Here is a 25,978-nt window from a genome sequence, read left to right as displayed (position 1 = left end):
AACGCCTAGCGACTGACGACAGACCTACAGATGCCGCCCGACCAGGGCAAACGACGACTCACGAACCCTCGAAACCACACGACACACGCGAAGCGGGCCATCCCCGGCGCCCGCACCAAGGGGTCAACACCATGGCGATCATCCGGAACGAGCCGCTGCACAAGCAGGTAGCGGCGGCGATGCGACAGTCCATCGCCGCTGGCGAGTGGCCCCCCGGAACCCAGCTGCCGACGGAAACCGATCTCGCCGAGAAGTACGGCGTCTCCCGCCCGACCGTCCGCCTTGCCGTCGCCGCCCTGCGCAGCGAAGGCCTGTTGGACGTGAAGCAGGGCCGGGGCACCTTCGTCCGCACCGCGGTCAACGGCCCCTCCGGCGCCATGAAGCGCACGGTCACCCACCGCGGCGACGCCTTCGAAACGCCCGCCGATGCCTGGTTCGGCCACGGCGAGGAGCCGACCGTCTACCGCACCCGCACCGACGCCGTCACGGCTCCGCTGCTGGAGATGGAGCACGACGAGCTGCTGATCGGCTGCGACCGCCTGATCGCAGACCCCACCGGCAACGGCCGCGCCCTCCACCGGCTCCTGCTCCCGATGGAACGCATCGAGGACACCCCCCTCGCCCAGCAGCCAGGCGCCACCCCTGCGGAGGCGTACGCGACGCTGGCCGCCGCCGGCCGCGAACTCGCCTGGCGCGAAAGGGTCAGCGCCCGCGTCCCCCAGCCCGACGAGCGCGAAGCCCTGCACCTGTCCGAGGCCGCTGTCCTCCTGGTCGCCCACCGCATCACCTACGACCAGGCCACGAACCTGCCCGTGCTCCTCGAAGAGACCAGGCTCGGCGCCGAAACGACCGCGCTCACCTACGACATCGAGGCCGTCAAGCCCAAGCGCGCCACCCGAACGGCGAAGGCAGCCCGATAGCCGCCCACACCGATCAGCCCCCACGTCCGGACAGGGCGCGGGGGCTGTCGCAACTTGCCTTCACTTACTCAAGCGGCGGCGCCTTCGCGCCGCCGGGCGGTCCCAGCCGCCTCGGCCGGGCTGCGGCCTGCCGGCCGGTCCCGGCCGGGCGCCTGGCCCACCCACGAAGACACGGCCACCAACAGCGCAGGCGCGCAGGCCCGTTCGCTGCCGCGCGACGGCCGGGGACGGGCGGCTCCACGGTTTTACCCACCTCCCCGGTCCGGGACCCGAGTCGGGCAAGACCGGGGGGCCACTCGGCCAAACTGCGGTCAGGCCCAAAAGCCCTGACCGAGTCGCAGCAGCTTACGGCCCCCCGATCATGCCCGACCCCAAACCAGGCAGGACACCGGCCAAAACCGCTCCACCGCCCCTTAGCTGACCTACTGGTTCGTAGCATGCACCACTGTCCGCAGATTGGAGTAGGGTGCGCATCTGACGCGGAGTCTGAACTTCCGCGGGAACGAGATCGAAGCTGGCTAGCTGATCCTCGGAGGGGAAATGGAAGAGCGGTTTCTCTCACTAGATGAAGCACTTTCCCTCGCAAATCGCCTAGAGTCGCACTTCTGGGACTTTAAGAGCGCAGAAAGCGGCGGGCGAAATGTCCAGGAGATTTCCTCGGCATTGGCAAACGCTGAGGGTGGGGAGTTTGTCGTAGGAATTGAAGACGAGAAGCGCTTCACTGGGATCAACCGCTGGAAGGGATTTTCCACCATCGAGGACGCCAACTGGGTTCACCAGAACCTAGTCGGGGAAGTCGACCCGCCAATCCCGTATGATCTTGAGTATCTCTGGATTGAAGGAGAAGAAATCCGCGGCACGTGTTGCCTGGTAACCGTCCAAAAAAGTGCCGATGTGCATAAGACTTCAAAGGGTGAGGTCTATCAGCGGAAGGGCGCCCAATCCCTAAAGCTGACCGGCACCAAAATTGCCGACCTGGCACTCTCCAAAGGGGCCCGCTCCTACGAGGATCAGCCCCTGAAGGATTATACCCTCGATGAAATTTCCGAGGAGCCCGAGCTTCAGAACTTCCTGCAAAGTTACAGCCCGGCGGCGACGGCTGAGAAGTTCCTCAAGCGCCAGAGAATGGTGACAAAGGCCGATGGCCTGGCCACGGTTGCCGCTGCGATACTCTATGCTGAGGAGCCTGCGGCCGTCGTTCCCAAGCGATGCTCTGTCAAGATTGCGCGATATGAGAGCACCGAGGCGGTGCCAGATCGAAAGTTCCTCAAAGGAACGCCTCTTACGATCGACGGCCCAGCGCGATTGCTGATCGAGCGCACGCTTGATGCCGTCGCCGAAATCATCGAAGCAGTGCCAATTCTGGGGACGGATGGCATGATGTCGCCTGTCAAGTACCCCCCAGAGGCACTGAAGGAAATTATTGTAAATGCCGTAATTCATCGGGACTACAATATTTCCGATGATATCTTGATCTCGATCTTCGATAATCGCGTCGAAGTCAGGAGTCCGGGTCGACTTCCGGGGCATATGACGCCCGCCAATATTCTCACGGATCGCTTTGCGCGAAACCCGAGCATTGTGCGACTCCTTAACAAGTATCCCGACCCCCCAAACAAAGACATTGGCGAAGGGCTGGATACGGTGATGAGTGCCATGAAGGCGGCAAAGCTCAAGGAGCCTCAATTTGTTGTCGAGGACAATGCGTTCGTTGTGATTCTTGCGCACACTCCACTGGCTCGCCCGGAGGAGCTGATTTTGGAGTACCTGAGGAATAACGCGGAGATCTCCAACAAGACGGCCAGGTCCCTTACGGGCATCGCTTCAGAGAATCGTGTAAAGCAAGTGTTCTATAAGCTTCGGAACGCCGGAATGATCGAGCCGGTGCCCGAGCGGATCCGTTCGCAGGCCGCGTGGAGGCTTACAGAAAAGGAGGCCGCTCGCGCTACTGCTGGTGGGTGAGTCACCCGGCACAGGCAGTTGGTCGGTTCGGTGCATCTGACCTGTTGCCAGTGGCCGTGCGGCGCGCGGTCACTGGAGCGGTGGAGCGACCTGCGGGCAACATGGATGCCGAACGGTGGGCGTACAAGCTGTTGTAGTGCGGCCTAGATGAGCCACGCGCATCGAGCAGACTGAGTGCTAACTGCGCTGCAACAGGTACGTACGTCGGCGGACAACCACCTACAGCTGGGGATTGTCCGAGCAGGTCAGCGGTGCAGCCAGCCGAGGTTGGGTGGGTGACCGGGCTACTTCGGGGTGAAGAAGTCAGGTCGGGGCCGGTGGAGGCTAGCGCCAACACCGGCCCCACAAGTCAGGCCAGCCCGTCGCGCGCGTGCGCAGCCAGACATAGGAGTTCTTCGAGGCTCAGCCACCCTTCGGCGATGCCCTCCAGCCGGACCACCGGCCCGCCCTGCGCGTCGGTGTCGGCGATCGCCCGGAGGGCGGAGCGCTCCACGCCACACAGGGCCAGCAGCTCGTTCAGCTCCTCGGCTGTCCGCCGCGCGACTCTCCACCCGGCGGCGTAGTCCACTCCCGGCAGCCACACCCACGAGTCCGGGTCGAGGCCGGCCGCCAACTCCGCACTGAAGTCGTCGTCCCCGTACAACAGTCCATCAACTCCCCTGATCCACAACCGAACCGGCCAACCGTGCGCACACATGCCGAGGAGCCCGATACCATCGGCACCGGGTTCCGACCCACCGGACCACCCCACTGTCCCGCCAAGGTCGAGGGGTGGTCCGGCGCGTCTTCAGTTGTCCCTGATCACGCCAGGGGCCCTACCGCGCAGCCTCGTTCTCGTCGGGGTCGCGGCCGAAGATCCGGCGAAACAGCTCCGCCTCGTCCAGCCCGGCCAGCGGATCTTCAACTCCCGTGCGCTCCCGCCAGACCCGGCGCACCAACCTGTCCCGAGAGCTGTCGAGGTACCCGAACTCGGCGAACCAGGCCGACACGTCGCGGTGGACCGCACGCCGGCTCGGGGAGACGGCCCGCACCGGCCAGGAGAACTGGCCACGCAGCGACCACCACCACACGACCCTGCCCCACCAGGTCCGGGGATCCGGGCGGATCACGGCCGCACCTCCGGGTCGGCCGGGTAGAGCTTGACCACGTACGGGGTGATCCCGACGAACGCGAGCGCCCGTACCTGCCCGTACATCGCGAGCCGGTGGCCGACCGAGGGCACCGCGTCCGGCCCGAACAGGTCGTCGAAGTACTTCCACTGGTCCGCGTCCAGCGGCAGCGCCCGCAGCGAGCCGAGCAGCGCCGTCAGCGCGTCCGACAGCCGGGAGAACCGCGCCGTCTCCGTGACCCCGCGCACCTCCACGGCCACCGGGAACGGGTACGGCGCATTCAACTGGGCAGTGCGCCCGGTTCCGGTCATGACCTCCCCTTCCTCCGCGCACGGCGCTTGAACGCCAGCCCGGTCAGCTTGCGCTCCATGACTTCGAGCTCCACCCGGACCCGCACCGAGGGCTGGCGCGTCCGCCGCACCTCACCGACGAACGCCGACTTGCCGCCCCTGAGCGGCGCGTCCGTGTCCAGCGCCCACCTCAGGTAGTCACTGATCGGTTCGATCGCCTCATCGAGCGTCGCCGGCTGGTCGACGGGGAACGCGCACTCCACCGCCTCCAGCAGCTTCGTCAAGGACTCCACGTGCAGCAGCGCGCCCCAGGCGGTGGACAGCAGCTCCGCGTGCTCCATCTCCTCCAGCGCCACCCCCTCCTTGAGCGCCTCCACGGCCCAGTACGCCTCATCCACCCGCCACCGCCCCAGGCTGAACGCCAGGTGCGGAAACCGGTCAGCCGGACGAGGCCGGGCCCCGGCACCCGGCTCCACGGGAAGGCCCGTCACGCCGCCACCTCCCCCGCACGGCGCGGGTGCCACCGGTGCACACCAACCGCCTGACCGTTCACGACGATGAACCGCGCCAGCGCCTTCCGCAGCCCCGCACCGCAGTAGAAGCACCGCGTCCCCGCCACCCCGGACACCCTCCCGAACCTCATCGCCCACCACCTTCCGGACCCACCAGAGCCCAAACGATCTTCCCGACACCGCCCGGCCGAGGGCAGCAGCCCCACTCCACGGACAGGGCCTCCACCAGGCACAACCCCCGCCCCGAGCTGCAATCCGGACCGGTCGACCGCCGGATCACCGGCTTCTCGCTGCTCGCGTCGTGCACCTCCAAACGAAGGCGGTCACAGAGCAGCTCGAACCGGACGCCGATGCGCCGCCCCTTCGGCACCCGGGCGTGCACCACCGCGTTGGTCACCAGCTCCGAGAGGACGAGCACGCCGGCGTCGCCGAGCGCATTGCCACCCGGCATACCGCTGAGGAAGTCCCGCAGCAGAGTTCGAGCTGATCGAACCGACGCCCGGTGGCGCGGAAGCCCAAAGAACGCCTCGGGCGCCGGCGGCATCTCTCCCGCCGATGCATCTGTCCTGTTCACCGCATCCGCCCCATCCCTAGCCGACTTCACTCGGTCCACGAAGCAGCCGTCTCGGCCTTGTACTTCAGACAACACCGAGGGCACGGGTCGGAGTAATGTCGTAGAGGGTGTTGAACCGTTGTGAATGGTCGTCAGACCACCGACAGGGGAACGATCTTGAACGCACCGAACGCTCAACTCGCCGACTGGTTCGGACGCACCGGCTGGTCCCTTGGCGAACTCGCCCGCCGCGTCCGCGCGAAGGCCGCCGAGTGGGGTCACCCCCAGATCTCCTCCGACCCGTCCAGCGTCAAGCGGTGGCTCGCCGGCCAGACGCCCCGGTGGCCAGTGCCGGACATCCTGTCGGACGTGTTCTCAGAGCGCTTCGGCTACCGGGTCACGGCCTACGATCTCGGGCTTGAGGCTGCATCCGTTGCGGACAGGGCCCTTGTCTACAACCAGTCCTACCCCGCTACGGTGGAGGCGGTTGCAGACCTTGGGAGGGCCGACGTGGATCGACGCAAGTTCCTGACCGGATCAACATTCGCTGTCGCGGCTGCCGTCGGGCCGTCGCGCGACTGGCTGCTCCAGACACTCGACCAGGCGCCGAAGCCCGGCCGACGGGTCCAGTTGGAAGACGTGACCGCCGTGAAGAACATGTTCGGCGCGTTCCAGCAGATGGACATCTTTCAGGGCGGCGGATCAGGCCGCCTGGCGCTCGCCGCCTACATGAACGAGCACGTCTTCCCGCTGCTGCGGCAGACCTACACCGAAGACATCCGCCGAGCGCTGTGCGAGGCCGCCGCGGAGCAGACCTACCTGCTCGGGTGGATGGCCTACGACAACGGGGAGCACGGACCGGCACAGCGCTACCTGATCCAGTCCCTCCGCCTGGCCGAGGAATCCGGCAACGTCGCACTCGGCGCCCACGTGCTCGCTGGGATGGCCGATCAGGCCACGCTGCTCGGGCACCCCGACGAGGGCCGGCGGCTCGCCCAGGCCGGACGCGCCGGACTCTCCCGGACGCCCGAATCGGACGCGTGCCTCGCCGACCTCTGGGCACTCGAAGGCCGCGCGCTCGCCAAGCTCGGCGAGAAGCGCGCGGCGGCTCACGCCGTCGTCGCCTCGGAGAGGGCCTACGAGAACGTCCAACTCGACAACGAGGCCGAATGGGCCCGGTTCATCGACCCGGCCTACCTCAACGGCGAGCACGCCCACACGTTCCAGGACATCGGCGACGCCACCGAGTCCGAGCGGTACGCCCGCCTGTCGATCGACCACGCCAGGGCCCAGAAGCGCGCTCGCCGCGGAGCGATGTCGCAAGCAGCCCTCGCTGTATCCCACCTCCATCGCCGGGACCTCGAAGCCGCCCACGCCGCCGGCGTGAGGACCCTCACGCTCACCAGTCAGGTCAAGTCGTCCCGCGCCATCGAGGCCGTCCAGAACCTCAAGCAGCAGATGGTGCCCTTCGGTCGCCATGCGCTCGTGGCCGACTTCAACGAGCGGGCCCGCGAAGTACTCGCGGCCTGATCAACACCGGAAACGCAACAGGCCCTCTCCCTCACCAGGGAGAGGGCCCTTCCTCGGTGAACCGAAGTTCTCTCTACGGCAGCTGCAACCTGCGGTCAGCGCCTTCGCTTCGCTGTCCGAACTGCCAGCAGCCTATCCCCTGACCTAATTCCTACTTCCTGCAGCTTGCGGCCGTCTCTCCCCTGGTCCTGCGTTCCAATTTCCACAAAGGTCTGACCGGTAGTCGGATTTCGAAGCACCCACTGCCGCCCATAGGTATAGGCGTCCACGTAATCATGAATTGACAGATAGGTCACATCGAGCAAATTGGCGACGGTTACGGTATCTGCAGGGAAGTCCAGGACTTGACCGCTTAGGCCCAAATCAATACCGCTTAGATCGACCGTCACGGAGTGGCTCTCAAGGTCCTCGCGAGCAGCGCGAACGGCCTGTTCAATAACAATGTTGGCATCCTGCCCAGACCCTGACGGCAGTCGAGGGATGACCACTCCCTCAACTGCCGCCCTCACTGCGGCATCAACATTCTCCCGGTTCCCCACGGCGGCCGACGAAAGTGCCGCCACGTATGCCTCCATACTGGGCGGATTTGGATAATCCTTAGGGGCGTACAAGACGAATGGCCGAGAGAACAAAATGCGGAAGAACCCGACGGCGACAGCGGAAGGGAACAAAACCGAGAAGAGGGCAAAAACCCCTTGAATCCAGCCCTGCGCCTGAGTTGCCGCCACCCCTACCGTAATCTCGGCCAGGCCCAGGAACAGGGAGATGATCCACAGGGGATTTAAAACTCGCTCTTCCGAACCGCCAACAGAACGGTCTGCGCGCTCAGTCACTCCAGCCCCCTCTGAGAGTCAGGTCGTGCACCTGAATGACTCGCCACCACGATAGCGAGACCATCGCGATCGTTGTGCTCGTCGCACAAAGCCAGGATGCCTTCGCCAGGCGCCCGCACGAAGCGTCTTCCGCTCGCTCGACGATCTATCCACGCCCCTAACAAACGAGCCCTCCCCCGCTTGAGGGGGAGGGCTCGTCCAAGCTGATTGCCTATGCCGCAGCCGCAGCCGGGATGGTGGCCGGCTCGTCGATGAGGTCGCCCTTCGGGCTGTTGTAGGCCTCGCGGTCGAGGATGCCCTCGCGGGCGGCGACGATGATCGGCGTTACAACTTGACCGGCGACGTTCGTCGCGGTGCGCATCATGTCGAGGATCGGGTCGATGGCGAGCAGCAGGCCGACGCCCTCCAGGGGCAGGCCCAGGGTGGAGAGGGTCAGGGTCAGCATGACGATCGCGCCGGTGAGGCCCGCGGTGGCGGCCGAGCCGATGACCGAGACGAAGGCGATCAGGATGTAGTCCTTGATGCCGAGGTCGATGTTGTAGACCTGCGCGACGAAGATCGCGGCGATCGACGGGTAGATCGCAGCGCAGCCGTCCATCTTGGTGGTGGCACCGAATGGGACGGCGAAGGACGCGTACTCGCTCGGGACGCCGAGGCGCTCGGTGACGCGGCGGGTGACCGGCAGGGTGCCGACCGAGGAGCGGGAGACGAAGGCCAGCTGGATGGCGGGCCAGGCGCCCCGGTAGAAGTTGAGCGGGTTGAGGCCGCCGGCGAACTTCAGCAGCAGCGAGTAGACGACGAACAGCACCAGCGCGCAGCCGACGTAGATGTCGGCGGTGAGGGTCGCGAAGGGCTTGAGCAGGTCCCAGCCGTACTTGGCGACGGACTTGCCGATCAGGCCGAGGGTGCCGAGCGGGGAGAGCCGGATGACCCACCACAGGGCGGTCTGGGTCAGCTCCAGGACCGACTCGCTGAGCTTGAGGACGGGCTCGGCCTTGGTGCCGAGCTTGATGACGGCGGCGCCGACGACGACCGCCATGAAGACGATCTGCAGCACGTTCACCTCGGTGAACGCGGTGACGATGTTGGTCGGGAAGATGCCGGTCAGGAAGTCGACCCACGTGCCGCCGCCCTTGGGCGCCTTGAGGCCCTCGGTACTGAGGTTGGTGCCCTTGCCCGGGTCGGTGAGCAGGCCGAGGCCGAGGCCGATGGCGACGGCGATCAGCGAGGTGATCAGGAACCAGAGCAGGGTGCGGACGGCGAGGCGGGCCGCGTTGGTGACATTGCGCAGGTTGGCGACGCTCACCACGATCGCGGTGAAGACCAGCGGCGGGACGGCCAGCTTGAGCAGCTGGACGAAGGTCTTGCCGACGGTCTCCAGGGTGGTGGCCAGCCAGGAGACGTCGCCGGCGCGGGCGACGTAGCCGAGGCCGACGCCGAGCACGAGGCCGGCGACGATCTGCACCCAGAACGGCGTCTTGCGGATGCGGGCGAGCACGGACGGCGACGAGGTCGCCTCGGGCGCTGTGGACATGGGGGTGCGACTCCGGGGGAGGGCGGTGCTGACGGTGGGGTGCGGCGGGGACGGCGGCACGGCGCGCGGGCCGGGCGGTGAGGGCTCGGCCCCCGGTCAGGGGCGTGCCGCCGGAATACAGCAGGCGGCGCGACAACGGCGCGGGCTGTCCACGGCTCCCGGCAGACGGCACGCGCGGGCGGCGGTGGGCGGGGTGCCCAGGCCGTGCATCCGGGGTGCGTCCGAGGGGGTCATGGGCGACACGTTAGCAGTAAAGGTTTGAGATGTTCAAAGTAGTTGTTTGAGGTCAGGGCGGCGCAAGAGCGAGATCCGGACACGAACGAGCCCGACGCACCATCAGGCGGCCACTCCGGTCCGATTGACCGCCCGACGGTTATACGTATAACCTTGACAACGTCCCTGTTCCAGCACGCCCCACCGGAGATCCGCCGATGGGCTATCTCGCCCTGCTCCGCGCCCCCCACGTCAGCCGCCTCCTCTTCGGCACCCTGCTCGGCCGCCTGCCCGCCGGGATGACCGCCCTGGTCATCGCCCTCGCCCTGCGCGAGGCCGGCGCGCCCTACGGCCGGATCGGCCTGGCCACCGCCGTGTACGCCCTGGCGGCCGCCGTCGGCGGGCCCGTGCTCGGCCGGATCGTCGACCTCACCGGGCAGCCCCGCGTCCTGATCGCCTCCGCCGTCGTCGCGGGCGGCGGGTACGCGCTGCTCGCCCTCGCGCCCGGCTCGGTGCTCGCGGCGCCGGCCGGCGCCGCGATCGCCGGGCTCGCGATGCCCCCGCTCGAACCCTGCCTGCGCTCGCTGTGGCCGGCCGTGGTCGAGGAGGAACAGCTGGACACCGCCTACGCCTTCGACTCCGCCTCGCAGCAGATCCTCTACGTCGCCGGGCCGCTGGCCGTCGCCGGGATCGCCGGCCTCTTCAGCCCCGTCGCGGCGCTGTGGGTGGCGGCCGGACTGGGCCTCGCGGGCGCGCTGGTCGTCGCCACCGCCGCGCCGGCACGGGCCTGGCGGGCCCCGGCGCGCGAGCACTCGGCCGGACTGCTGGGCCCGCTGCGCTCCCCCGGCCTGGTGCTGCTGCTGGTCGGACTGGCCGGGGCCGGCTGGGCGGTCGGCGCGCAGAACGTGCTGTTCATCGCCTACGCCGAGCAGCACGCGGGCGCCCTGCCCGGCGGTGCCGGCACGCTGCTGGCGCTGGCGGCGCTCGGCGGGCTGCTGGGCGCGCTCGCGTACGGGGCGGTGAAGTGGCGCAGCGGCACGGGCACCCGGACGTGGGTGATGGCGCTGGTGATGGCCGCCTCCTACCTCCCGCTGGTGGTGCTGCCCGGGCCGTACCCGATGGCCGCGCTGGCGTTCGTGTCGGGGATCGTGCTGGCGCCGCTGCTGGCGGCGGCGTTCGTGCTGGTCGCGGAGCTGGCGCCGACCGGGACGGTGACGGAGGCGTTCGCCTGGCTGGTGACGCTGTTCGCGACCGGGAACTCGCTCGGCTACGCCGTGTCCGGGAACCTCGCGGAGGGCTCGCTGCGGCCGGTGGCGCTGTGCGCGGCGGGCGGGATCGGGCTGGGCGGCCTGCTGCTGTTCGGTGCGCGCCGGTGGTTCCGGGCGGTGCCGCTCGCGCCGGTGCCGCAGCCGCAGCCGGTGCCCGTGGGCTGACCGGCCCCCAGAGACGACTGTGCCCGCCGGAGGTCTGGACCGGCGGGCACAGTCATGCGTGGGCCACGGCCGGTCAGCGGGCGGCGGCGGTGGACGAGCGCAGCACGAGCGAGGTCGCGAGCGGCGGCGGCGGGGCCACCCGCTCGCCGCGCAACAGGCCGGCCAGGGCGGCGGTGCCGGCCCGGCCGAGCTCCTCGCCGGGCAGGTCGACGGTGGTCAGCGGCGGGGCGAGCAGAGCGGCGACCGCGACGTTGTCCATGCCGACCACGGACAGGTCGTCGGGCACCCGCACGCCCAGCTCGGCGGCGGCCTGGTAGACCCCCGACGCCACCACGTCGTCGTCGCAGATCACCGCGCGCGGTGCGTCCGGCCGCTCCAGCATCCCGCGGGCGACGTTCCGGGCGGCCGGGTGTCCCTCGTTCAGTCGGACGCCCAACTCGACGACGTCCAGGCCGAGTTCGGCCACCGCCTGCTCGAAGGCGGCCTGCCGGACCCGGAAGGTGTAGGCGGAGTGGATCGAGCGCAGCCGGCCGATCCGGCGGTGGCCGAGGGCGGCCAGGTGCTCGACCGCGGCCCGCATGCCGCCCGCGACGTCGAGCTCGATGGTGGGCCGGGCGCGGTCGGTGCCCGGGTCGGCATCCAGGAAGACGGCGGGGGTGTCGGCGGGCAGCTCGCCGAGCTGGCTGTCGTCCGGGGAGCAGATCAGCAGGCCGTCGAAGCGGCTGGTGGTGGCGGCCTCGGCGAGGGTCGCGCTGCCCCAGCCCGAACTGACGACGACGGCCAGGCCGTGCCGCCCGGCCTCCTCGTGGACGCCCTCCAGCACGCGCCCGAAGAACGGGCCGAGGAGGTTGGGGACGGCCAGCAGGATCATCCCGCTGCGGCCCAGGCGCAGCTGGCGGCCGGCCGCCTGGGGGCGGTAGCCGAGGCTGCGGGCGGCCTCGCGGACGCGTTCGCGGGTGGCGTCGGAGACCCGGGAGCCGGCCTCGGAGCCGGAGAACACGAGCGAGACGGTGGCCTGGGAGACCCCGGCGAGCCGGGCGACGTCCCGGCCGGTGGGCCGCCGTGCGGGGGCGGGCCAGGTACCGGCGGCGCCGTCGGGCGGCGGCTCGGGGGTCTGCGGCGCGGGGGTGTGCTGCGCGGGGGTCTGTGGCTCGGGGGTCCGTGGGAGATCGGCGGAGGCGGAGGCGGACACGGCGGCGGGAGCGGGTCCGGGGCGGGCCGGCCTCAGTTCCGCGCGGCGGCGGCGCGGGCGGCCTCGTCGGCCGCGTCCTCCTCGGCGTTCTGCGCGGCGATCCGATCGGCGGTACGGCTGCGCATCCCGGAGACCTTGGTGGTGATCTGGGCGGACATGTCGTCGCGCTGGCGGCTCAGCAGCACGTAGCTGAGCGGCGCGGAGGCAATCGCGGCCAGCAGGAAGAGGAAGATCACGCCGGTCTGGCCGCTGACCGGGATGACCCCGAAGTGGCCGAGCAGGAGGGCCACCAGCAGGCAGCCGAGGAAGATGCTGACCCGCAGGGAGGTGTAGCGGAGCGTGGCGTGCGACTTGGCGGGGCCGTTGCTGCTGCTCACTGGGGCACGTCCTTCACTGCGCTGGGGGTCGGGGCCGGTCCCCCAGTGAAGCATGCCCGACGGGCGGAGCGGGGGACGGGTCGCCCGTCCCCCGCTCCGGGCCGTCCGGGACGGCCGCAGGCGCGGGTGCCGACGCAGGTGCCGACGCGGGTGCCGACGCAGGTGCCGGCGCGGGTGTCGGCGCGGGTGCCGGTGCGGGTGCCGGTGCGGGTGCGGGTGCCGACGCGGGCCGGGCCCGGCCGTCAGCGCAGGTCGAGCCAGAAGGTGATGTCGTCGCGGTCGTCCCCCGGGGCGACCCGGATCGCGCCGGGGACCCGGCCGACCTCGCGGTAGCCGCAGCGGGCGTAGAACCGCTCCAGGCCCTGGCCGCCGCGCGCCGTCAGCCGCAGGCCGTCCAGCCCCCACTCCCGGGCGGCCCGCTCGGCCTCGGCCATCAACTCGACGCCGTACCCGCGGCCCTGGGCGTCGGGGTGCACCATGACGCGCTTGAGCATCCGCCAGTGCTCCATGAGGTTGAAGCGCATCGACTCGAAGAAGAGCACCCCGACCAGCCGACCGGTCTCCGTCTCGTGGGCGACGAGCAGGCGGTCCGGCCCCTCGGGGACGAGTCCGGCGAAGTGGTGGTCGGCGGTGTCCCAGACGTCGTCCTCCGTGACCGGCGCCACGAAGCCGACGGCCCCGCCGGCGTTGGTGACGTCGGTCCACAGGCCGACGATCGCGGCCCGCAGGTCGGGGTCGGGCTTCGGGTCGAGGGTGAAGGTGAGCGTCATGGGTGCGGAGCCTAATCGGTCGTTACGACAGGGCGGGCAGGACCCGGTCCTTGCGGCCGGTGCCGCGGAGCGCCAGGCAGAGGCCGACGGCGATCGCGCAGAGGGCGCCCGCGCCGTACCAGGTGGCGTCGTAGTTGCCGAGCGCGTCCCGGGCGAAGCCGGCCAGCCCGGCCACCACGGCCGCGCCGATCTGGTGGCTGGCGAGCACCCAGCCGAAGACGATCGGCGCGTCCTCGCCGAAGTGCCGGCGGCACAGGGCGACGGTCGGCGGCACGGTGGCCACCCAGTCCAGGCCGTAGAAGATCACGAAGGCGAGGATCGGCGGCTGCAGCGAGCCGGCCAGCAGCTGCGGCAGGAGGAGCAGGGAGATCCCGCGCAGCCCGTAGTAGACGACCAGCAGGAGGCGGGAGTCGACGCGGTCGGTGAACCAGCCGCTGGCGATGGTGCCGACCACGTCGAACAGGCCGATCATGGCGAGCAGGCTCGCCGCCGTCGTGACGGGCATGCCGTGGTCGTGGGCGGCCGGGATGAAGTGGGTGCCGACCAGGCCGGCCGTGGTGGCGCCGCAGATCGCGAAGGAGCCGGCGAGCAGCCAGAACGCCCGGGTGCGGGCGGCGTCGCGCAGCACGCGCAGGGTGCGGGCCAGCGCCCGGCCGTCGGCGGCGGGGGCGGGCGGGGCCTCGGTCGCACCGTAGGGCAGGAGGCCGATGTCGGCGGGCCGCTCGCGCATCAGGAGCAGGACCGGGACGGCGACCGCGCTGGCCGCGAGCGAGACGACGACCACCGCCGAGCGCCAGCCGTGGTGTTCGACCAGCCAGGCGCCGACCGGAAGGAAGATCAGGTTGCCCGCGGCGCCGGCGGCCGTCAGCACGCCGGTGACCAGGCCCTGGCGGGCGCGGAACCAGCGGCCGGTGATGGTGGTGGCGAACGCGCCGGCCATCGAGCCGCTGCCGAGACCGACCAACACGCCCCAGCAGAGCACCAGTTGCCACGGCTCGCGCATCAGCATGGTGAGCCCGGAGCCGACCGAGATGGTGAGCAGCGCGCAGACGACGACGAGGCGCACGCCGAAGCGGTCCATCAGGGCGGCGGCGAAGGGGGCGGTGAGTCCGTAGAGGGTGAGGTTGACGGAGGTGGCGCTGGAGATGGTCCCGAGCGACCAGCCGAACTCGTTGTGCAGGGCGTCCATCATCAGGCTGGGCGTGGAGCGGAAGCCGGCCGAGCCGAGCAGCACCAGGAGGGAGACGCCGGCGACCACCCAGGCGTAGTGCACGCGCCGGGCGGGGCGGGCGGGTGTGGCGGCGGAGGGGGTGGGGGCGAGGACGTTGCGTTCGGTCACGCGGTCGAGTCTCCCGGGGCGGCCGGACGGCGACGAGTGGCCTGAATGCCAGCTTTCGAAAGAATCGGGCCACGATCTGGCCTAGGCTGGCCCGGCCCGCAGCCGTACGGGCCACGCGGGCCATGCGGGCCATGCGGGCCATGACGGAAGGAACGAGGAGGAACGAGATGGCGCACCTGGTCGCGGTCCTGGCCCTGAAGGGGGTCATCGCCTTCGAACTCGGCATCCCCGCAAGGATCTTCGGCGGCGCGAAGGGGCCCGGCGGCGAGCCGCTGTACGAGGTGGCGACCTGTACGCTGGACGGCCGGCCGGTCGCCACCAGCGCCGACTTCCGGGTGGCCGTCGACCACGGGCCCGAACTCCTGGAGCGGGCCGACACGGTGGTGATCCCGGCCTCGGCCGACGCCAGCCCGGCCACCGCCGACGCCGCCTACACCCCCGAACTGGCCGCCGCGATCGCCCGGATCCGGCCCGGCACCCGGCTGATGTCGATCTGCACCGGCTCCTTCCTGCTCGCCGCCGCCGGCCTGCTGGACGGCCGCCCGGCCACCACGCACTGGCGCTACACCGAGCGCTTCGCCGAGCTGTACCCGCGGGTCCGGCTGGACCCCGACGTGCTCTACACGGACGACGGCGACGTCCTCACCTCCGGCGGGGTGGCCGCCGGGGTGGACCTGTGCCTGCACGTGGTGCGGCGCGACCACGGCAGCGCGGTCGCCAACGCGGTGGCCCGCAACTGCCTCGTCCCGCCGTGGCGCGAGGGCGGCCAGAAGCAGTACGTGGAGGCCCCGAGCCCGGTGGAGCACGGCGGCACCGGGACGGCGGCGGTCCGCGCGTGGGCGCTGGAGCACCTGGACGAACCGCTTGCCCTGCGTCAGCTCGCCGACCGCGCGGGGATGAGCGTGCGGACGTTCACCCGGCGCTTCCGCGAGGAGACCGGCAGCAGTCCGGGCCAGTGGCTCACCGTCCAGCGCACCGAGCGCGCCCGGCAGTTGCTGGAGCGCACCGACCTGACGATCGACCAGGTGGCCCGGGAGTCCGGCTTCGGCACCGCGGCCTCACTGCGGCTCCAGCTGCGCGGACGCCTCGACGTCGCGCCGAGCGCCTACCGCAGGACGTTCCGGGCGGTGTCCTGAACTCGACGGCGAACCGGACGGCGAATCGGATGACGACTCGACGACGACCCGACGACGACCCGGACGATGGACCGGATGACGAGTCGGATGGCGGCCGGCCGTGCACACCCCGAGCGCGGCACGGCGGGCCGCCATCCGATCGCAACGCACGGGCCCTGAACCCGCACCGGCGCTCCGCACTCGCCGAGGAGGTCGCACCCCTGGCAGGCCGTGGTCCCCCCTGCTGACACGATCCCCCTGGACAGCAGCACCACGACGGCCGTACGGGTGTCCCCTCGGCGTCCCCTCGCGACGGAGAGCTGCACCCAAGCGTGATCAGTCGGATACGTCACGTCAATGGGTTGTCGGAAATTCGGAATGGTTGCGTCAGGTTTCGGCCGGTGATCGTTGCGGCGGTCGCGCCCCTGGTCGGCCCGCTGATCCTGGTCGACCCGGTGATCGTGGTCGGCCCGCTGATCCTGGTCGGCCCGCCGATCCTGGTCGGCCCGCCGATCGCGACACGGCGCCTACTGCGCGAGCGCCGCCCAGTCCACGCCCGCCAGCGGGTCCGCCGGCCGGGCGTCCGCGCCGATCTCGCACCACACCCGCTTGCCCGAGCCGTCCGGGTACCAGCCCCAGCGCTCGCAGAGCAGCTCGACCAGTTCCAGGCCGCGCCCGTTGGTGGCGTCGGCGTCCGGGCCCGCGTGCCGGGGGGCCGGCGCCACCTGGCTCGCGTCCGCGACCTCCACCCGCAGCGGGACGGCCGGTGCCGGGGCGCCCGCCGGGGCGGCGCAGTCCACCGGCAGGCACAGCCGCAGCACGGCCGGACAGCCGGTGTGCACCACGGCGTTGGTCACCAGCTCGGAGACCACCAGCACCACCGTCTCGGCCATCGGCGCGTCCGGGTCGACCCCGTGGTTCAACAGCCGCGAGCGCACCCACCGGCGGGCCCGGCCCACCTCGGCGGGATCCGCCTGCACCGCCAGCTGTACCTGAAGAACCTGCACCGCTCCACCACCCGCACTCGCAGTTCGGCCATCGTCCCGATCGGGCCGGTTCGGCCGGCCGGCAGGGCCGTCGCACGTCCCACCCGGTGCTGGCCGCGACACGAATACGCCTCAGGATGAGCGGGCAGACGGACCGCAGCAAGCGCTTCGGGCATATTCCAGCGATCGGGGGACAGGGCAGTGCATACTGTCCCGTTCACTCTGGCGAACCTCGCACCGGCGCTCGGCCGGACCGCGGCCGACCACGCCGGACCGGCAGTGGCGAACCTACCGCCGCACACCCCCGACACCCGGCCCGCCACTCGCGAACCACCCGTGCGACATATGTCCGACCGTTCTCGAACAGCGGCATCGGCGGACGGTCCCACGAGCCGAACGTCCCACCATGTGACGATCCGAAACTCGGCGTTCCCTTCTTCGGGGATTCCTCCCGCCGCCCGACGGCCGCAAGATACCGTTGAGTAAGCCAGCGGACCCCGGTCAGGAGGGTGGTGTGCGATGGCCGCCCCCGGCCCGATGGCCACCCCGGACCGCGGTGCCGCGACGGCCGCGGACGCCGGCCCCCGCTGGGACGAGCAGCTCCAGCGGCGCCTCGCCCGCGGCGAGGAGACCGCGCTCGGCGAACTCTACGACCTGCTCGCGCCGATGGTGCACGGGCTCGCCGGGCGGATACTGGCCGACCAGGCCGCCGCCGCCCAGCTCACCCGCGAGGTCTTCGCCCACGTGTGGGAGCACCCCGAGGCCTTCGACCCCGCCCAGGGCTCGCTGCGCTCCTGGCTCGGCGCGCTCACCCACCGCCGTGCCGTCGACCGGCTGCGCCTGCGCCGGGCCGCCGAACCGGGCGCCGGGCCCGGGTCCGCCGAGGACGAGATCCGCGAGGTCGCCACCGCCGCGCGCATGCAGTACGTGGTCGACTCCCTCCCCCACAGCCTGCGTGAGACCATCGCCGTGACGTACTACGACGGCCGCACCTACCAGGAGACGGCCCGCCGGCTCGGCATCAGCGAGCAGGCAGCCAAGCAGCGGATGCGGCTCGGCCTGGAGCTGCTCGCCACCGCACTGGCCGACGAGCGCGCCCGCCAGTGCGGCCGGACCGTTCGGGACGGGGCCCGCGGCCGGACCGCGCAGGACGGGAACGGGGGCACGTGACGACCACCGGGGAGCAGCACGACGCCCTGCGCTCGCTGCTCGGCGCCTGGGCCCTCGGCGCGTGCCCGCCCGCCGAGGCCGCCGAACTCGAACTCCACCTGCGCGCCTGCGCGGAGTGCGCCGAGGAGGCCGCGCGGCTGCGCGAGGCGGCCGGCTGGCTCGCCGTGGACGAGCCGCTCGACCAGCCGGGCCCGCTGCGCCAGCAGGTGCTCGACTGGTGCCTGGCCCGCCGCCCGGCCGAACTGCCCGTCCCCGCCTGGGGAGTTCCGTACGCGGCGGAGACCGCCAAGCTCGACGCGCTGCTGCGCGACCTCGGCCCGGAGGAGTGGCAGGAGGTCGCCGAACTCCCGTGGCACGGCGGCACCGAGTACCTGCGCCCGGCCGAGGTGCTGTGCCACCTGACCGCCGTCGACGGCTACGTGGCGCTCGCCCTCGGCCTGCCGGACCCGGTGCCGGCCGTCCCGGGCACCGCCGTCACGCCGGTCGAACGCCGGGTGCCGCCACAGGAGCCGGACGCCCGGCCGCGGGCGCCCCGGGTGCCGCCGCAGGGCGGCCGGTACGCCGGGATCACCGAGCGCACTGCGCGGCTGCTCGCCGGGGCGGCCGGCGCTCCGCCGCAGTCGGTGCGGGCCCGCTGGCGGCGGCAGACCCACGACCTGGTGCGCACCGCCGCCCTCGCCCCGCAGGGCAGCACGCCGGTGGACTTCGGCTTCGCCGCCGTGCCGCTGCGCGACGCGTTCGTGGACCGCGCCTTCGAGTGCTTCGTGCACGGCGAGGACGTGGCCCGTGCGGTGGCCTACCCGTACGACCCGCCGGCGCCGCAGCACCTGCGGCAGATGGTGGAGCTGGCGGTCCGGATGGTCCCGCACGCGCTGGCCGGGCTGCGGGCCGCCCAGCCGGCCGGGGCGGCCGGAGTGGCCGGGACCGGGCGGGGCGGGCGGCGGCTGCGGCTGGTCATCGACGGCCCGGCGGCCGGCGAGTGGCTGATCCCGCTGGACGGCCCGGACGAGGGCCGCGGGGACGGCCGCGCGGAGGTCCGGCCGGGCGGCGAGCCGGTGGCGTCGATGGTGCTGGACGGGCTGGAGTTCTGCCAGCTGGCCGCCGCGCACCGCGATCCCGAGCGGGTGCCGGTCGGCGAGCACGGCGACCGCGCCGCGATCCGCGAGGTGCTGCGCGCGGTGCCGCTGCTGTCGCGGCCCTGAGCGGCCCGAGCGACGCCGACCAACCCCCGAGCCCCGAGCGGCCCTGAGCAACCCCGAGCCCTGAGCAACCCCGAGCGGCCCGAGCGACGCCGAGCAACCCCCGAGAGCAACCCCGAGGGCCCGCCCGTCAGGCGAAGACGACCGTCCGGCTGCCGTTGAGCAGCACGCGGTGCTCGCTGTGCCACTTGACCGCGCGGGCCAGCGCCTGGCACTCGACGTCCCGGCCGAGCGCGACCAGCTGGTCCGGGGTGACGTCGTGGGTGACCCGGGCCACCTCCTGCTCGATGATCGGGCCCTCGTCGAGGTCGGCGGTGACGTAGTGCGCGGTGGCGCCGATCAGCTTCACGCCGCGGGCGTGCGCCTGGTGGTAGGGCTTGGCGCCCTTGAAGCTCGGCAGGAAGGAGTGGTGGATGTTGATCACCCGGCCGGACAGCGCCTTGCACAGGTCGTCCGAGAGCACCTGCATGTAGCGCGCCAGCACGACGAGTTCGACGTTCTCGCGCTCCACCAGGTCGAGCAGCTGCCGCTCGGCGTCGGCCTTGGTGTCCCGGGTGACGGGGATGTGGTGGAAGGGGATGCCGAAGCCCTCGGTGAGGTCCCGGAAGTCGGTGTGGTTGGAGACCACCGCGGCGATCTCCACCGGCAGCGCGCCGATCCGGCTGCGGAACAGCAGGTCGTTGAGGCAGTGCCCGAACTTGCTGACCATGAGGACGATCCGCATCCGCTCCTCGGTCGGGTGGATCTGCCACTCCATGCCGAACGAGGCGCCGATCGCGGCGAAGCTGGCCCGCAGCTTGTCCGCGGTGACCGGCTCGGCGGCCGAGAAGTGCACCCGCATGAAGAACAGGCCGCTCTCCCCGTCCCCGAACTGCTGGCTGTCGATGATGTTGCAGCCGGTCATGAAGAGGTAGCTGGAGACCGCGTGGACGATGCCCTGCTTGTCGGGGCAGGACAGCGTGAGGACGTACTGGGCACTGGCCGGCTGCTGTTCCACGTGGGGGTATCCCGTCCTATGGTCGTGCGGTTCGTGAATGGTCCAGCGTGTCACATCCTGGACAGCACCCGTCCCGGTGCCCGTACTGCGGGACGGCACCGCCCGTTCCGCAGTACGGGCACCGGGCCCCCGCTCAGACCGAGGTCAGGATCCGCAGCACGTCCAGCGACTTGGGCGCCGCGTCCGGGTCGTCCCCGTCGTTGACCGCCAGCAGCACGTGCGCCTCGCGCGCGGCCCGGACGGCCTCGGGCCAGCCGGGGTGGCCGACGTAGGCGGTGGCCGGGGCGTCCGCGCCGACCTCGTGCAGCAGGCTGACCACCCGCAGCACGGCGACGTCCACCAGGGCGGCCTCGGTCGCGTCGCGGAAGATCGCGCCGACGTACTTCTCGGCGGACCAGCGGTCCAGCCAGGTGTCCTCCACGAGCCGGTAGACGGCGTCGGTCACGTCCCCGTACCCCTCCCGGCCGGACAGCCAGGCCTCCTGCTGGAAGGCGGGGTCGGACAGCATGTGCAGGGCCGAGCGCAGTCGGGCTCGCCAGCGCCACCAGGGCAGGTCGTTGAGCGGCATGCCGCCCATCGTGCTGGAGCGGTGGCCCGGACGAGAAGGGTTTCGGGCGGACCGGTGCGAAGAATCTGTGCTGGCGGACATGGGGAACGATCGTACGTTCCCGTGCTGTTCGTGCTCCACTCGCGGGATCTACACGCGTTCCCCTCGGGAGTTCGGCACCCGTTTTCCGAGCGTTCACATTTCGGTCCTCTCGGCTTGTGCCGCCGGGGCTTGGCTTGCTCCGGTGCGCCGGAGGGCGCCCCAGAGAGGGAATACCGATGACCCGCCGAAGGGACACCTTCCAGGCCCGGAACCAGATCGCGCGGCAGCGCCGGACCGCGCGCCGCCCGATCGCCGCCGCCGCGATCGCCGCGGCCCTGCTCCCCACCCTCTTCTCGGCCTCCGCGTGCGGCGGACCGGCCGATGCCACGACCGGCTCCGACCTCACCGTCATGACCTGGGCGCCGGCCGGCACCGGCTCGGCCGACCGGCCCGGCATGACGGCGCTCGCCGAGGCCATCGGACGCGACGTGAACAACAAGGGCGGCTTAAACGGACGACGGCTGCGGGTGCTCACCTGCAACGAGCACAACGACGCCGAGGGTGCCAAGGCGTGCGCGCAGCAGGCGGTGGACAACAAGGCGGTCGCCGTCATCGGCTCCTACAGCCAGTGGGGCGACGCCTTCATGCCCGTCCTGGAGCGTGCCGGGATCCCGCTGATCGGCGGCTACGGCCTCTCCCAGCCGGAGTTCAGCAGCCCGCTGTCCTACCCGGTGGACGGCGGCATGCCCGCGCTCATCGGCGGCAGCGGCCGCCAGCTGGTCGACGCCGGGTGCAGATACGTTTCCCTGGTGCGCCCGGACACCCCGGCCGGCGACAACCTGCTCGGCTACCTGGCCAACGCGCTCAAGCCCGCCGGGCTCAAGCTGCTCGACGTCAAGGCGCCCGAGAAGTCCAACGACTACACGCCGGTGGTGCGCAAGGCGATCGGCAAGGACGAGCCGGGCAACTGCGTGACCATCGCGCTCGGCGCCGAGCCGACCGGCAACCTGCTGGACGCCTACCGGCGGCTGGGCCCGAGGAACACCAGGATCGCCTCGGTGATCGGCAGCGTGCAGCAGTCGGTGGTCGACTCCACCGGCGGCGACAGCGGACCGCTGGGCGGCGCGTTCGTCACCAGCTGGTACCCGCCGGAGTCGGCCAAGGTGTGGGACGGGCTGCGTGACGTCGTGCGCGCCGACGGCCGGACCATCGACGTGTCCGACCCCGGCGTGGAGACCACCTGGGTCGCGTACGAGGTGTTCCGCGTCGTCTCCGACAAGCTGACCTCGGCCGGCAAGGCGGTCGACTCGAAGACGATCACCGCCCTGCTGGACAGCGGCGAGGGCGTCGACGTCGGCCTCACCCCGCCGCTGAGCTGGGGCACCACCAACATGCTGCCCAGCACCGAGTCGCCGCGGCTGGTGAACACCTGGGTCACCTACCAGGTGGTGAAGGGCGGCCGGATGACCCTGCAGCAGCCGGGCTTCGTCGACGTCCGCTGGGTGCTCACGGGCAGCAAGCCCCCGGCGTGACGGTGTGCGGGCCGCCCTCGTGAGGCGCGGGCGGCCCGCCCCTCCGACGCCCTCCTACAGGTCGCCGTCGCCGCGGCTCGGCAGGCCGGTCTGCGTCGCGATCGCGTTCCAGAGCGTGGACGCCTGCTTCTTGGCGTTCGTCGCCGAGCCGCTGGCCGTGACCGCGTTCTTGTAGTGCTGGTTGTCCTGCTTGCCGCACGCACCCGGGGCCTGCGAGTCCGAGGCCCAGGCCGCGTACTCGTCGTCCGCCTGCGCCGAGGCCGTCCAGGCCGCGTTGAGCTGCTCGACCAGCTGCGCACCACCGGGCAGCTTGTCGGTCTTCAGCTGGCCGAGCTTGGTCTGCAGCTCGCGCCGCTTGCCGGCCGCGGCGGTCAGCGCCTGCTGCGACTCCGGCAGCTGGTTGCACTTCTGCACGGCGCCGACCGCGTTCACGACCGCCGAGCGGCTGTCGCTCGCGGTGCCCAGCAGGTCCGACAGCGGCTGCGCCTGCGCCTTGACCTCCGGGTCGACGGCGGCCGCCGAACCGCTCGCGCCCGCCGGGCCGGTCGAGGCGCTGCCGGCCGAGGCCACCGGCGGGGTCTTCTTCTTGTCGCCGCTCGTGCTGTCGTCGCCGCCGCTCATCAGCACGGCGACGAGGATCCCGGCCGCGGCGCAGCCGGCCACCACGCCGCCGATGATCAGCTTCGAGGACGGGCGTCCGCCGCCGCGCTCCTCGCGGACCGGCACGGCGGTGGTCTGGTACTCGGCGCCGGAGTAGTCGACACCGGAGTAGCCGGGCTGGACCGGCTGCGGGTGGGCGGCCGGCGGGTAGCCCTGGTGGCCGTACGCCTGGTCCGGCTGCGGTGCGTAGCCGGGCGCCTGCTGCGGGTAGCCGGGGGCGCCCGGGTAGCCGCCGGCCTGCGGGTCCCCGGTCGGGTACGGCGGGAGGTGCTGGGTCTCCGGCGCCGGGGCGCCCTGCGGGTAGCCCTGGGCCCCGGGGGCCGGGGCGCCGCCCCACGGCGCGCCCTGGGCCGGCATGGCCTGCGTCGGCAGCGCGTGCCCGCCCTCGCCCAGGTACTCCGGCTGCCCGGACGGCTGCCCCACCGGCGGCATCTGCTGGCCGGGGGCGCCCTGCGGCTGACCCGCCTGACCTGGCACGACGGCCTGCGGGCCCTGCTGCTGGCCGGGCTCCGGGCGGAACAGGTCGTCCAGGTTGAAGTCACCCGAGTTGGGATACGAGCGGCGCTGGCTCAACGCGATTCCTCACCTGTGCACGACCGCGCGCTGACGGCGGACCACATCTCGTCGGTTCTTGGGAGCATCACAGTTCCTTGGACGTCGCGCCCACGCTACCGGTTCGCCTCACCGGGTGACCACGTGGGCGGGACATCACGACCTGCTCCCCCGCGGGGGACGATCCGCTCAGGCGGCCTCCGCGTCCGCCCTGGCGTGGAACTCGCGGACCACCCGCTGCTCCCGGTAGGGCTCCAGCCGGCGCCGGAACTCGTCCAGGTACTCCACGCCCCGGTTGGAGCGCAGCCCGCTCAGCAACCGGACCGCCTGCGCGCCCGTCTCGCAGGCGCGCTCCAGGTCCCGCTGCTGCAGCTGCGCCGTGGCCAGCAGGACCAGGTCCACCGCGCGGCGGCGCACCCGCGTCGGCGGATGCAGGTCGAGCGCCCGGCGGGCGTAGTGCTCGGCCTGGCCGGCCTGTTCCAGGTCCCGGTGGCAGTGGGCCAGCTCGTCGGCGAGGTAGGCGTCGTCGAAGTGGACGATCCAGTCCGGGTCGTCCTCCGGGCGGCGCTTCTCCATCATCTCCAGTGCCTTGGCCGCGACCGCCTCGCACGAGCGGGCGTCTCCGAGCAGCGCGTGGCCGCGGGCCTCGGCCGCGTAGAACATCGCCATCGCCGTCGGGGTGGCCACCGTCCGCGCGCCCTCCTGCGCGGCGCGGGCGAGTTGGGCGATCTCGCGCGGGTTGCCCAGCGTCGCCGCGAGGTGGCTCATCGAGGCCGCGAGGACGTAGCCGCCGTAGCCGCGGTCGTCCGCCGCCTGCGCGAGGCGCAGCGCCTGGATGTAGTAGCGCTGGGCGAGTCCGGGCTGTCCGGTGTCCACCGCCATGTAGCCAGCCAGCTCGGTCAACCTCGCCACCGCGGCGAAGAGTTGGCGCCCGGTCTCCTCGCGGTAGGCCCCGCCGAGCAGGCCGGAGACCACCGAGTTGAGGTAGTGGACGACGACCGGGCGCACGTGCCCGCTGCCGAAGCGGTGGTCCAGGTCCACCAGCATCGTCGTGGTCGCCTTGATCGCCGCGACATCCGTCGGGCCGACCCGCGGACCGCCGGTGCGCGCCACCACCGGGTCCGGCGGGGTGATCAGCCAGTCCCGGCTGGGCTCCACCAGGGCGGAGGCGGCGACCGTCGCCCCGGTCAGGAAGTCCCGCCGGCCGACGTCGCTGCGCCAGAGCTCGCAGACCTGCTCCAGGGCCGCGCCCAGGGTCGGCGCGAACTGCAGCCCGATGCCGGAGCTGAGGTTCTTGCCGTCCGCCATGCCGATCTCCTCGACCGACACGCTGCGGCCGAGCTTGCGGCCCAGGGCCTCGGCGATCACCGCCGGCGCCTGCCCGCGCGGCTGTTGGCCGCGCAGCCACCGGGCGACGGAGGTCTTGTCGTAGCGCAGGTCCAGTCCGTGCTCGGCGCCGCAGAGGTTGACTCTCCGGGCCAGGCCGGCATTGGAGCAGCTGGCCTCCTGGATCAGTTGCTGCAGACGCTCGTTGGGCTGTCGTGCGACGAGTGGTCTCGCGGCCATTGGGCTTCGCCTCCCCACACCCTCCGGTCCCGGCCGGCGGGCGACGATTCTGCTGATCTGTTGCCGACTGTCCGACCGTCCAAGGAATCTGACACCAGGTTAGCGATCAGCAACGCCAGCGGGATACCCACGGTGACGAACCGCACCCCCCACGCGCCCTGGGAAATGCTCCCGTGCGCCCCCTCTGCGCCCGCCCCCGCCCGCCCCAACTCGGTTGAGTCACCGGTTCGGGTGACATTGCCATCATGCGCCCATCCGGGCACCGCGGGGCCGTAACCAGGCTCACACACGGTAGTTGAGCAGCGCGTGGAAGACATCCCCGACTCCCCCGACCAGGGCAAGAACGCCGGACTGCCCCCGCTGCTCATCGAAGCCGTCAGCTACGCCGAGAACCGCCACTGGGAGGTCGCCCCGGGCGCCTGGCTGATCGACGGCGACGGGCCCGCCCGCTGCTCCTGCGGCGACCCGCGCTGCCCGCTGCCCGGCGCCCATCCGCTGGACGCGGACTGGGCCCGCAAGGCGAGCGCCGGCCCCGGGGCGGTGCGGCGCTGGTGGACCGAACGGCCGCAGGCCTCCATCCTGCTGCCCACCGGCCGCTCCTTCGACGTCCTGGACGTCCCGGAGGTGGCCGGCTGCCTGGCGCTGGCCCGGATGGAGCGGCAGGACCTCCAGCTCGGCCCGGTCGTGGCCGTCCCCGCCTCCCCCGGCCGGATCGGGCGCCGGCTGCACTTCCTGGTGCTGCCCGGGGTCGCGGCCAAGCTCCCGGAGATGCTCCGCAAGCTCGGCTGGCCGCCCGGCCGGCTCGACCTGGTCGCCCGCGGCGAGGGGGACTGGACGGTCGCCCCGCCGTCCCGGGTCGGCAGCACCGGGTACGCCCAGTGGGCCCGCTCCCCCTCGGCGCTCAACCGCTGGCTGCCGGACGCCGCGGAGCTCATCAGCCCGCTGGCGTACGCGTGCGGCCGCGAGGCCCCCTCGGCCCGCCCGCAGAACGCCCAGCCGGCGGGGGTGCACTGAGGCCGTGGTGCGCCGGAGGGACGTCGGCCGG

At 71.7% G+C, this 25,978-nt stretch carries 25 protein-coding genes; 9 read left to right on the top strand and 16 right to left on the bottom strand.

Going from position 1 to position 25,978, the window contains the following annotated elements:
* The first annotated feature begins 131 nt into the window (after nucleotides 1–131).
* Both ACFVU9_RS29420 and ACFVU9_RS29415 read left to right on the top strand, forming a co-directional pair.
* A complete protein-coding gene (locus ACFVU9_RS29420) occupies nucleotides 132–920 on the top strand; it encodes a GntR family transcriptional regulator (protein ID WP_387598490.1) in 789 nt (262 codons plus the stop codon).
* A gap of 540 nt (nucleotides 921–1,460) precedes the next feature.
* The gene (locus tag ACFVU9_RS29415; RefSeq protein WP_387598487.1) at nucleotides 1,461–2,882 is read left to right on the top strand and encodes an RNA-binding domain-containing protein; all 1,422 of its coding nucleotides are present in this window, start codon (nucleotides 1,461–1,463) and stop codon (nucleotides 2,880–2,882) included.
* Between the two features lie 349 nt (nucleotides 2,883–3,231).
* On the opposite strand, the gene ACFVU9_RS29410 is transcribed toward ACFVU9_RS29415, so the two are convergent.
* The 5 genes from ACFVU9_RS29410 to ACFVU9_RS29390 form a co-directional block, all read right to left on the bottom strand.
* The gene (locus ACFVU9_RS29410; RefSeq protein WP_387598484.1) at nucleotides 3,232–3,525 is read right to left on the bottom strand and encodes a hypothetical protein; all 294 of its coding nucleotides are present in this window, start codon (nucleotides 3,523–3,525) and stop codon (nucleotides 3,232–3,234) included.
* 172 nt (nucleotides 3,526–3,697) lie between these two features.
* Nucleotides 3,698–3,991 (bottom strand): hypothetical protein, encoded by a 294-nt coding sequence (locus ACFVU9_RS29405; protein WP_387598481.1) that lies wholly within the window; start codon nucleotides 3,989–3,991, stop codon nucleotides 3,698–3,700.
* Nucleotides 3,988–4,302 carry a hypothetical protein gene (locus ACFVU9_RS29400; RefSeq protein WP_387598479.1) on the bottom strand — a complete coding sequence of 105 codons (315 nt, stop codon included), beginning with the start codon at nucleotides 4,300–4,302 and terminating at the stop codon, nucleotides 3,988–3,990. The genes ACFVU9_RS29405 and ACFVU9_RS29400 overlap by 4 nt, the downstream gene beginning before the upstream one ends.
* Nucleotides 4,299–4,679, bottom strand: coding sequence for a hypothetical protein (locus ACFVU9_RS29395; protein ID WP_387598476.1), 381 nt, complete (start codon nucleotides 4,677–4,679; stop codon nucleotides 4,299–4,301). Before ACFVU9_RS29395 ends, ACFVU9_RS29400 begins: the two co-directional genes overlap by 4 nt.
* 241 nt (nucleotides 4,680–4,920) lie before the next feature.
* On the bottom strand, nucleotides 4,921–5,367 hold the full coding sequence (locus tag ACFVU9_RS29390; RefSeq protein WP_387598473.1) for an ATP-binding protein: 447 nt from the start codon (nucleotides 5,365–5,367) through the stop codon (nucleotides 4,921–4,923).
* Between the two features lie 156 nt (nucleotides 5,368–5,523).
* Here ACFVU9_RS29390 and ACFVU9_RS29385 point away from each other — a divergent pair, with 156 nt between their 5' ends.
* The gene (locus ACFVU9_RS29385) at nucleotides 5,524–6,876 is read left to right on the top strand and encodes a transcriptional regulator (RefSeq protein WP_387598470.1); all 1,353 of its coding nucleotides are present in this window, start codon (nucleotides 5,524–5,526) and stop codon (nucleotides 6,874–6,876) included.
* A 95-nt stretch (nucleotides 6,877–6,971) separates the two neighbouring features.
* Here ACFVU9_RS29385 and ACFVU9_RS29380 read toward each other — a convergent pair whose 3' ends face one another.
* Nucleotides 6,972–7,709: a hypothetical protein gene (locus ACFVU9_RS29380; RefSeq protein ID WP_387598467.1), complete on the bottom strand. Its 738-nt coding sequence runs from the start codon at nucleotides 7,707–7,709 to the stop codon at nucleotides 6,972–6,974.
* 211 nt (nucleotides 7,710–7,920) lie between these two features.
* A complete protein-coding gene (locus tag ACFVU9_RS29375; RefSeq protein ID WP_387598464.1) occupies nucleotides 7,921–9,243 on the bottom strand; it encodes a dicarboxylate/amino acid:cation symporter in 1,323 nt (440 codons plus the stop codon).
* 431 nt (nucleotides 9,244–9,674) lie between these two features.
* Between ACFVU9_RS29375 and ACFVU9_RS29370 the strand changes: the two genes are divergently transcribed.
* On the top strand, nucleotides 9,675–10,889 hold the full coding sequence (locus tag ACFVU9_RS29370; RefSeq protein ID WP_387598461.1) for an MFS transporter: 1,215 nt from the start codon (nucleotides 9,675–9,677) through the stop codon (nucleotides 10,887–10,889).
* 73 nt (nucleotides 10,890–10,962) lie between these two features.
* Here the strand turns inward: ACFVU9_RS29370 and ACFVU9_RS29365 are convergent, their stop codons facing one another.
* The 4 genes from ACFVU9_RS29365 to ACFVU9_RS29350 form a co-directional block, all read right to left on the bottom strand.
* Nucleotides 10,963–12,081 carry a LacI family DNA-binding transcriptional regulator gene (locus ACFVU9_RS29365; protein ID WP_387598458.1) on the bottom strand — a complete coding sequence of 373 codons (1,119 nt, stop codon included), beginning with the start codon at nucleotides 12,079–12,081 and terminating at the stop codon, nucleotides 10,963–10,965.
* Nucleotides 12,082–12,113: 32 nt separating this feature from the next.
* Complete coding sequence (locus tag ACFVU9_RS29360) at nucleotides 12,114–12,458, bottom strand: DUF4229 domain-containing protein (RefSeq protein ID WP_380498103.1); 345 nt, start codon at nucleotides 12,456–12,458, stop codon at nucleotides 12,114–12,116.
* Nucleotides 12,459–12,700: 242 nt separating this feature from the next.
* Nucleotides 12,701–13,228 (bottom strand): GNAT family N-acetyltransferase, encoded by a 528-nt coding sequence (locus tag ACFVU9_RS29355; protein ID WP_380507522.1) that lies wholly within the window; start codon nucleotides 13,226–13,228, stop codon nucleotides 12,701–12,703.
* A 22-nt stretch (nucleotides 13,229–13,250) separates the two neighbouring features.
* The gene (locus ACFVU9_RS29350) at nucleotides 13,251–14,567 is read right to left on the bottom strand and encodes an MFS transporter (RefSeq protein WP_387598454.1); all 1,317 of its coding nucleotides are present in this window, start codon (nucleotides 14,565–14,567) and stop codon (nucleotides 13,251–13,253) included.
* Nucleotides 14,568–14,734: 167 nt separating this feature from the next.
* Between ACFVU9_RS29350 and ACFVU9_RS29345 the strand changes: the two genes are divergently transcribed.
* A complete protein-coding gene (locus ACFVU9_RS29345; RefSeq protein ID WP_380439961.1) occupies nucleotides 14,735–15,703 on the top strand; it encodes a GlxA family transcriptional regulator in 969 nt (322 codons plus the stop codon).
* A 506-nt stretch (nucleotides 15,704–16,209) separates the two neighbouring features.
* Here ACFVU9_RS29345 and ACFVU9_RS29340 read toward each other — a convergent pair.
* Nucleotides 16,210–16,689 (bottom strand): ATP-binding protein, encoded by a 480-nt coding sequence (locus ACFVU9_RS29340; protein WP_380498107.1) that lies wholly within the window; start codon nucleotides 16,687–16,689, stop codon nucleotides 16,210–16,212.
* Nucleotides 16,690–17,187: 498 nt separating this feature from the next.
* Between ACFVU9_RS29340 and ACFVU9_RS29335 the strand changes: the two genes are divergently transcribed.
* Both ACFVU9_RS29335 and ACFVU9_RS29330 read left to right on the top strand, forming a co-directional pair.
* Nucleotides 17,188–17,838 (top strand): sigma-70 family RNA polymerase sigma factor, encoded by a 651-nt coding sequence (locus ACFVU9_RS29335; RefSeq protein ID WP_387598450.1) that lies wholly within the window; start codon nucleotides 17,188–17,190, stop codon nucleotides 17,836–17,838.
* Nucleotides 17,835–19,040 carry a zf-HC2 domain-containing protein gene (locus ACFVU9_RS29330; RefSeq protein WP_387598448.1) on the top strand — a complete coding sequence of 402 codons (1,206 nt, stop codon included), beginning with the start codon at nucleotides 17,835–17,837 and terminating at the stop codon, nucleotides 19,038–19,040. The genes ACFVU9_RS29335 and ACFVU9_RS29330 overlap by 4 nt, the downstream gene beginning before the upstream one ends.
* A gap of 127 nt (nucleotides 19,041–19,167) precedes the next feature.
* Here ACFVU9_RS29330 and purU read toward each other — a convergent pair whose 3' ends face one another.
* Both purU and ACFVU9_RS29320 read right to left on the bottom strand, forming a co-directional pair.
* Complete coding sequence (gene purU / locus ACFVU9_RS29325; RefSeq protein WP_380439952.1) at nucleotides 19,168–20,034, bottom strand: formyltetrahydrofolate deformylase; 867 nt, start codon at nucleotides 20,032–20,034, stop codon at nucleotides 19,168–19,170.
* Between the two features lie 133 nt (nucleotides 20,035–20,167).
* On the bottom strand, nucleotides 20,168–20,683 hold the full coding sequence (locus ACFVU9_RS29320; RefSeq protein ID WP_380439949.1) for a hypothetical protein: 516 nt from the start codon (nucleotides 20,681–20,683) through the stop codon (nucleotides 20,168–20,170).
* A 176-nt stretch (nucleotides 20,684–20,859) separates the two neighbouring features.
* Between ACFVU9_RS29320 and ACFVU9_RS29315 the strand changes: the two genes are divergently transcribed.
* On the top strand, nucleotides 20,860–22,155 hold the full coding sequence (locus ACFVU9_RS29315) for an ABC transporter substrate-binding protein (RefSeq protein WP_380439947.1): 1,296 nt from the start codon (nucleotides 20,860–20,862) through the stop codon (nucleotides 22,153–22,155).
* 54 nt (nucleotides 22,156–22,209) lie between these two features.
* Here ACFVU9_RS29315 and ACFVU9_RS29310 read toward each other — a convergent pair whose 3' ends face one another.
* Nucleotides 22,210–23,388, bottom strand: coding sequence for a hypothetical protein (locus ACFVU9_RS29310; protein ID WP_387598443.1), 1,179 nt, complete (start codon nucleotides 23,386–23,388; stop codon nucleotides 22,210–22,212).
* Nucleotides 23,389–23,556: 168 nt separating this feature from the next.
* Nucleotides 23,557–24,933, bottom strand: a complete 1,377-nt coding sequence (locus ACFVU9_RS29305; RefSeq protein WP_380439943.1) for a transcriptional regulator — start codon at nucleotides 24,931–24,933, stop codon at nucleotides 23,557–23,559.
* A gap of 315 nt (nucleotides 24,934–25,248) precedes the next feature.
* Between ACFVU9_RS29305 and ACFVU9_RS29300 the strand changes: the two genes are divergently transcribed.
* Nucleotides 25,249–25,947 carry a bifunctional DNA primase/polymerase gene (locus ACFVU9_RS29300; protein WP_380440058.1) on the top strand — a complete coding sequence of 233 codons (699 nt, stop codon included), beginning with the start codon at nucleotides 25,249–25,251 and terminating at the stop codon, nucleotides 25,945–25,947.
* Nucleotides 25,948–25,978: the final 31 nt, after the last annotated feature.

This window comes from Kitasatospora sp. NPDC057936 (assembly GCF_042887525.1).
Classification (GTDB): Bacteria; Actinomycetota; Actinomycetes; order Streptomycetales; family Streptomycetaceae; genus Kitasatospora.
The sequence above is the reverse complement of the archived record's forward strand: the minus strand, read 5'-3'. Positions and strand labels throughout refer to the sequence as shown.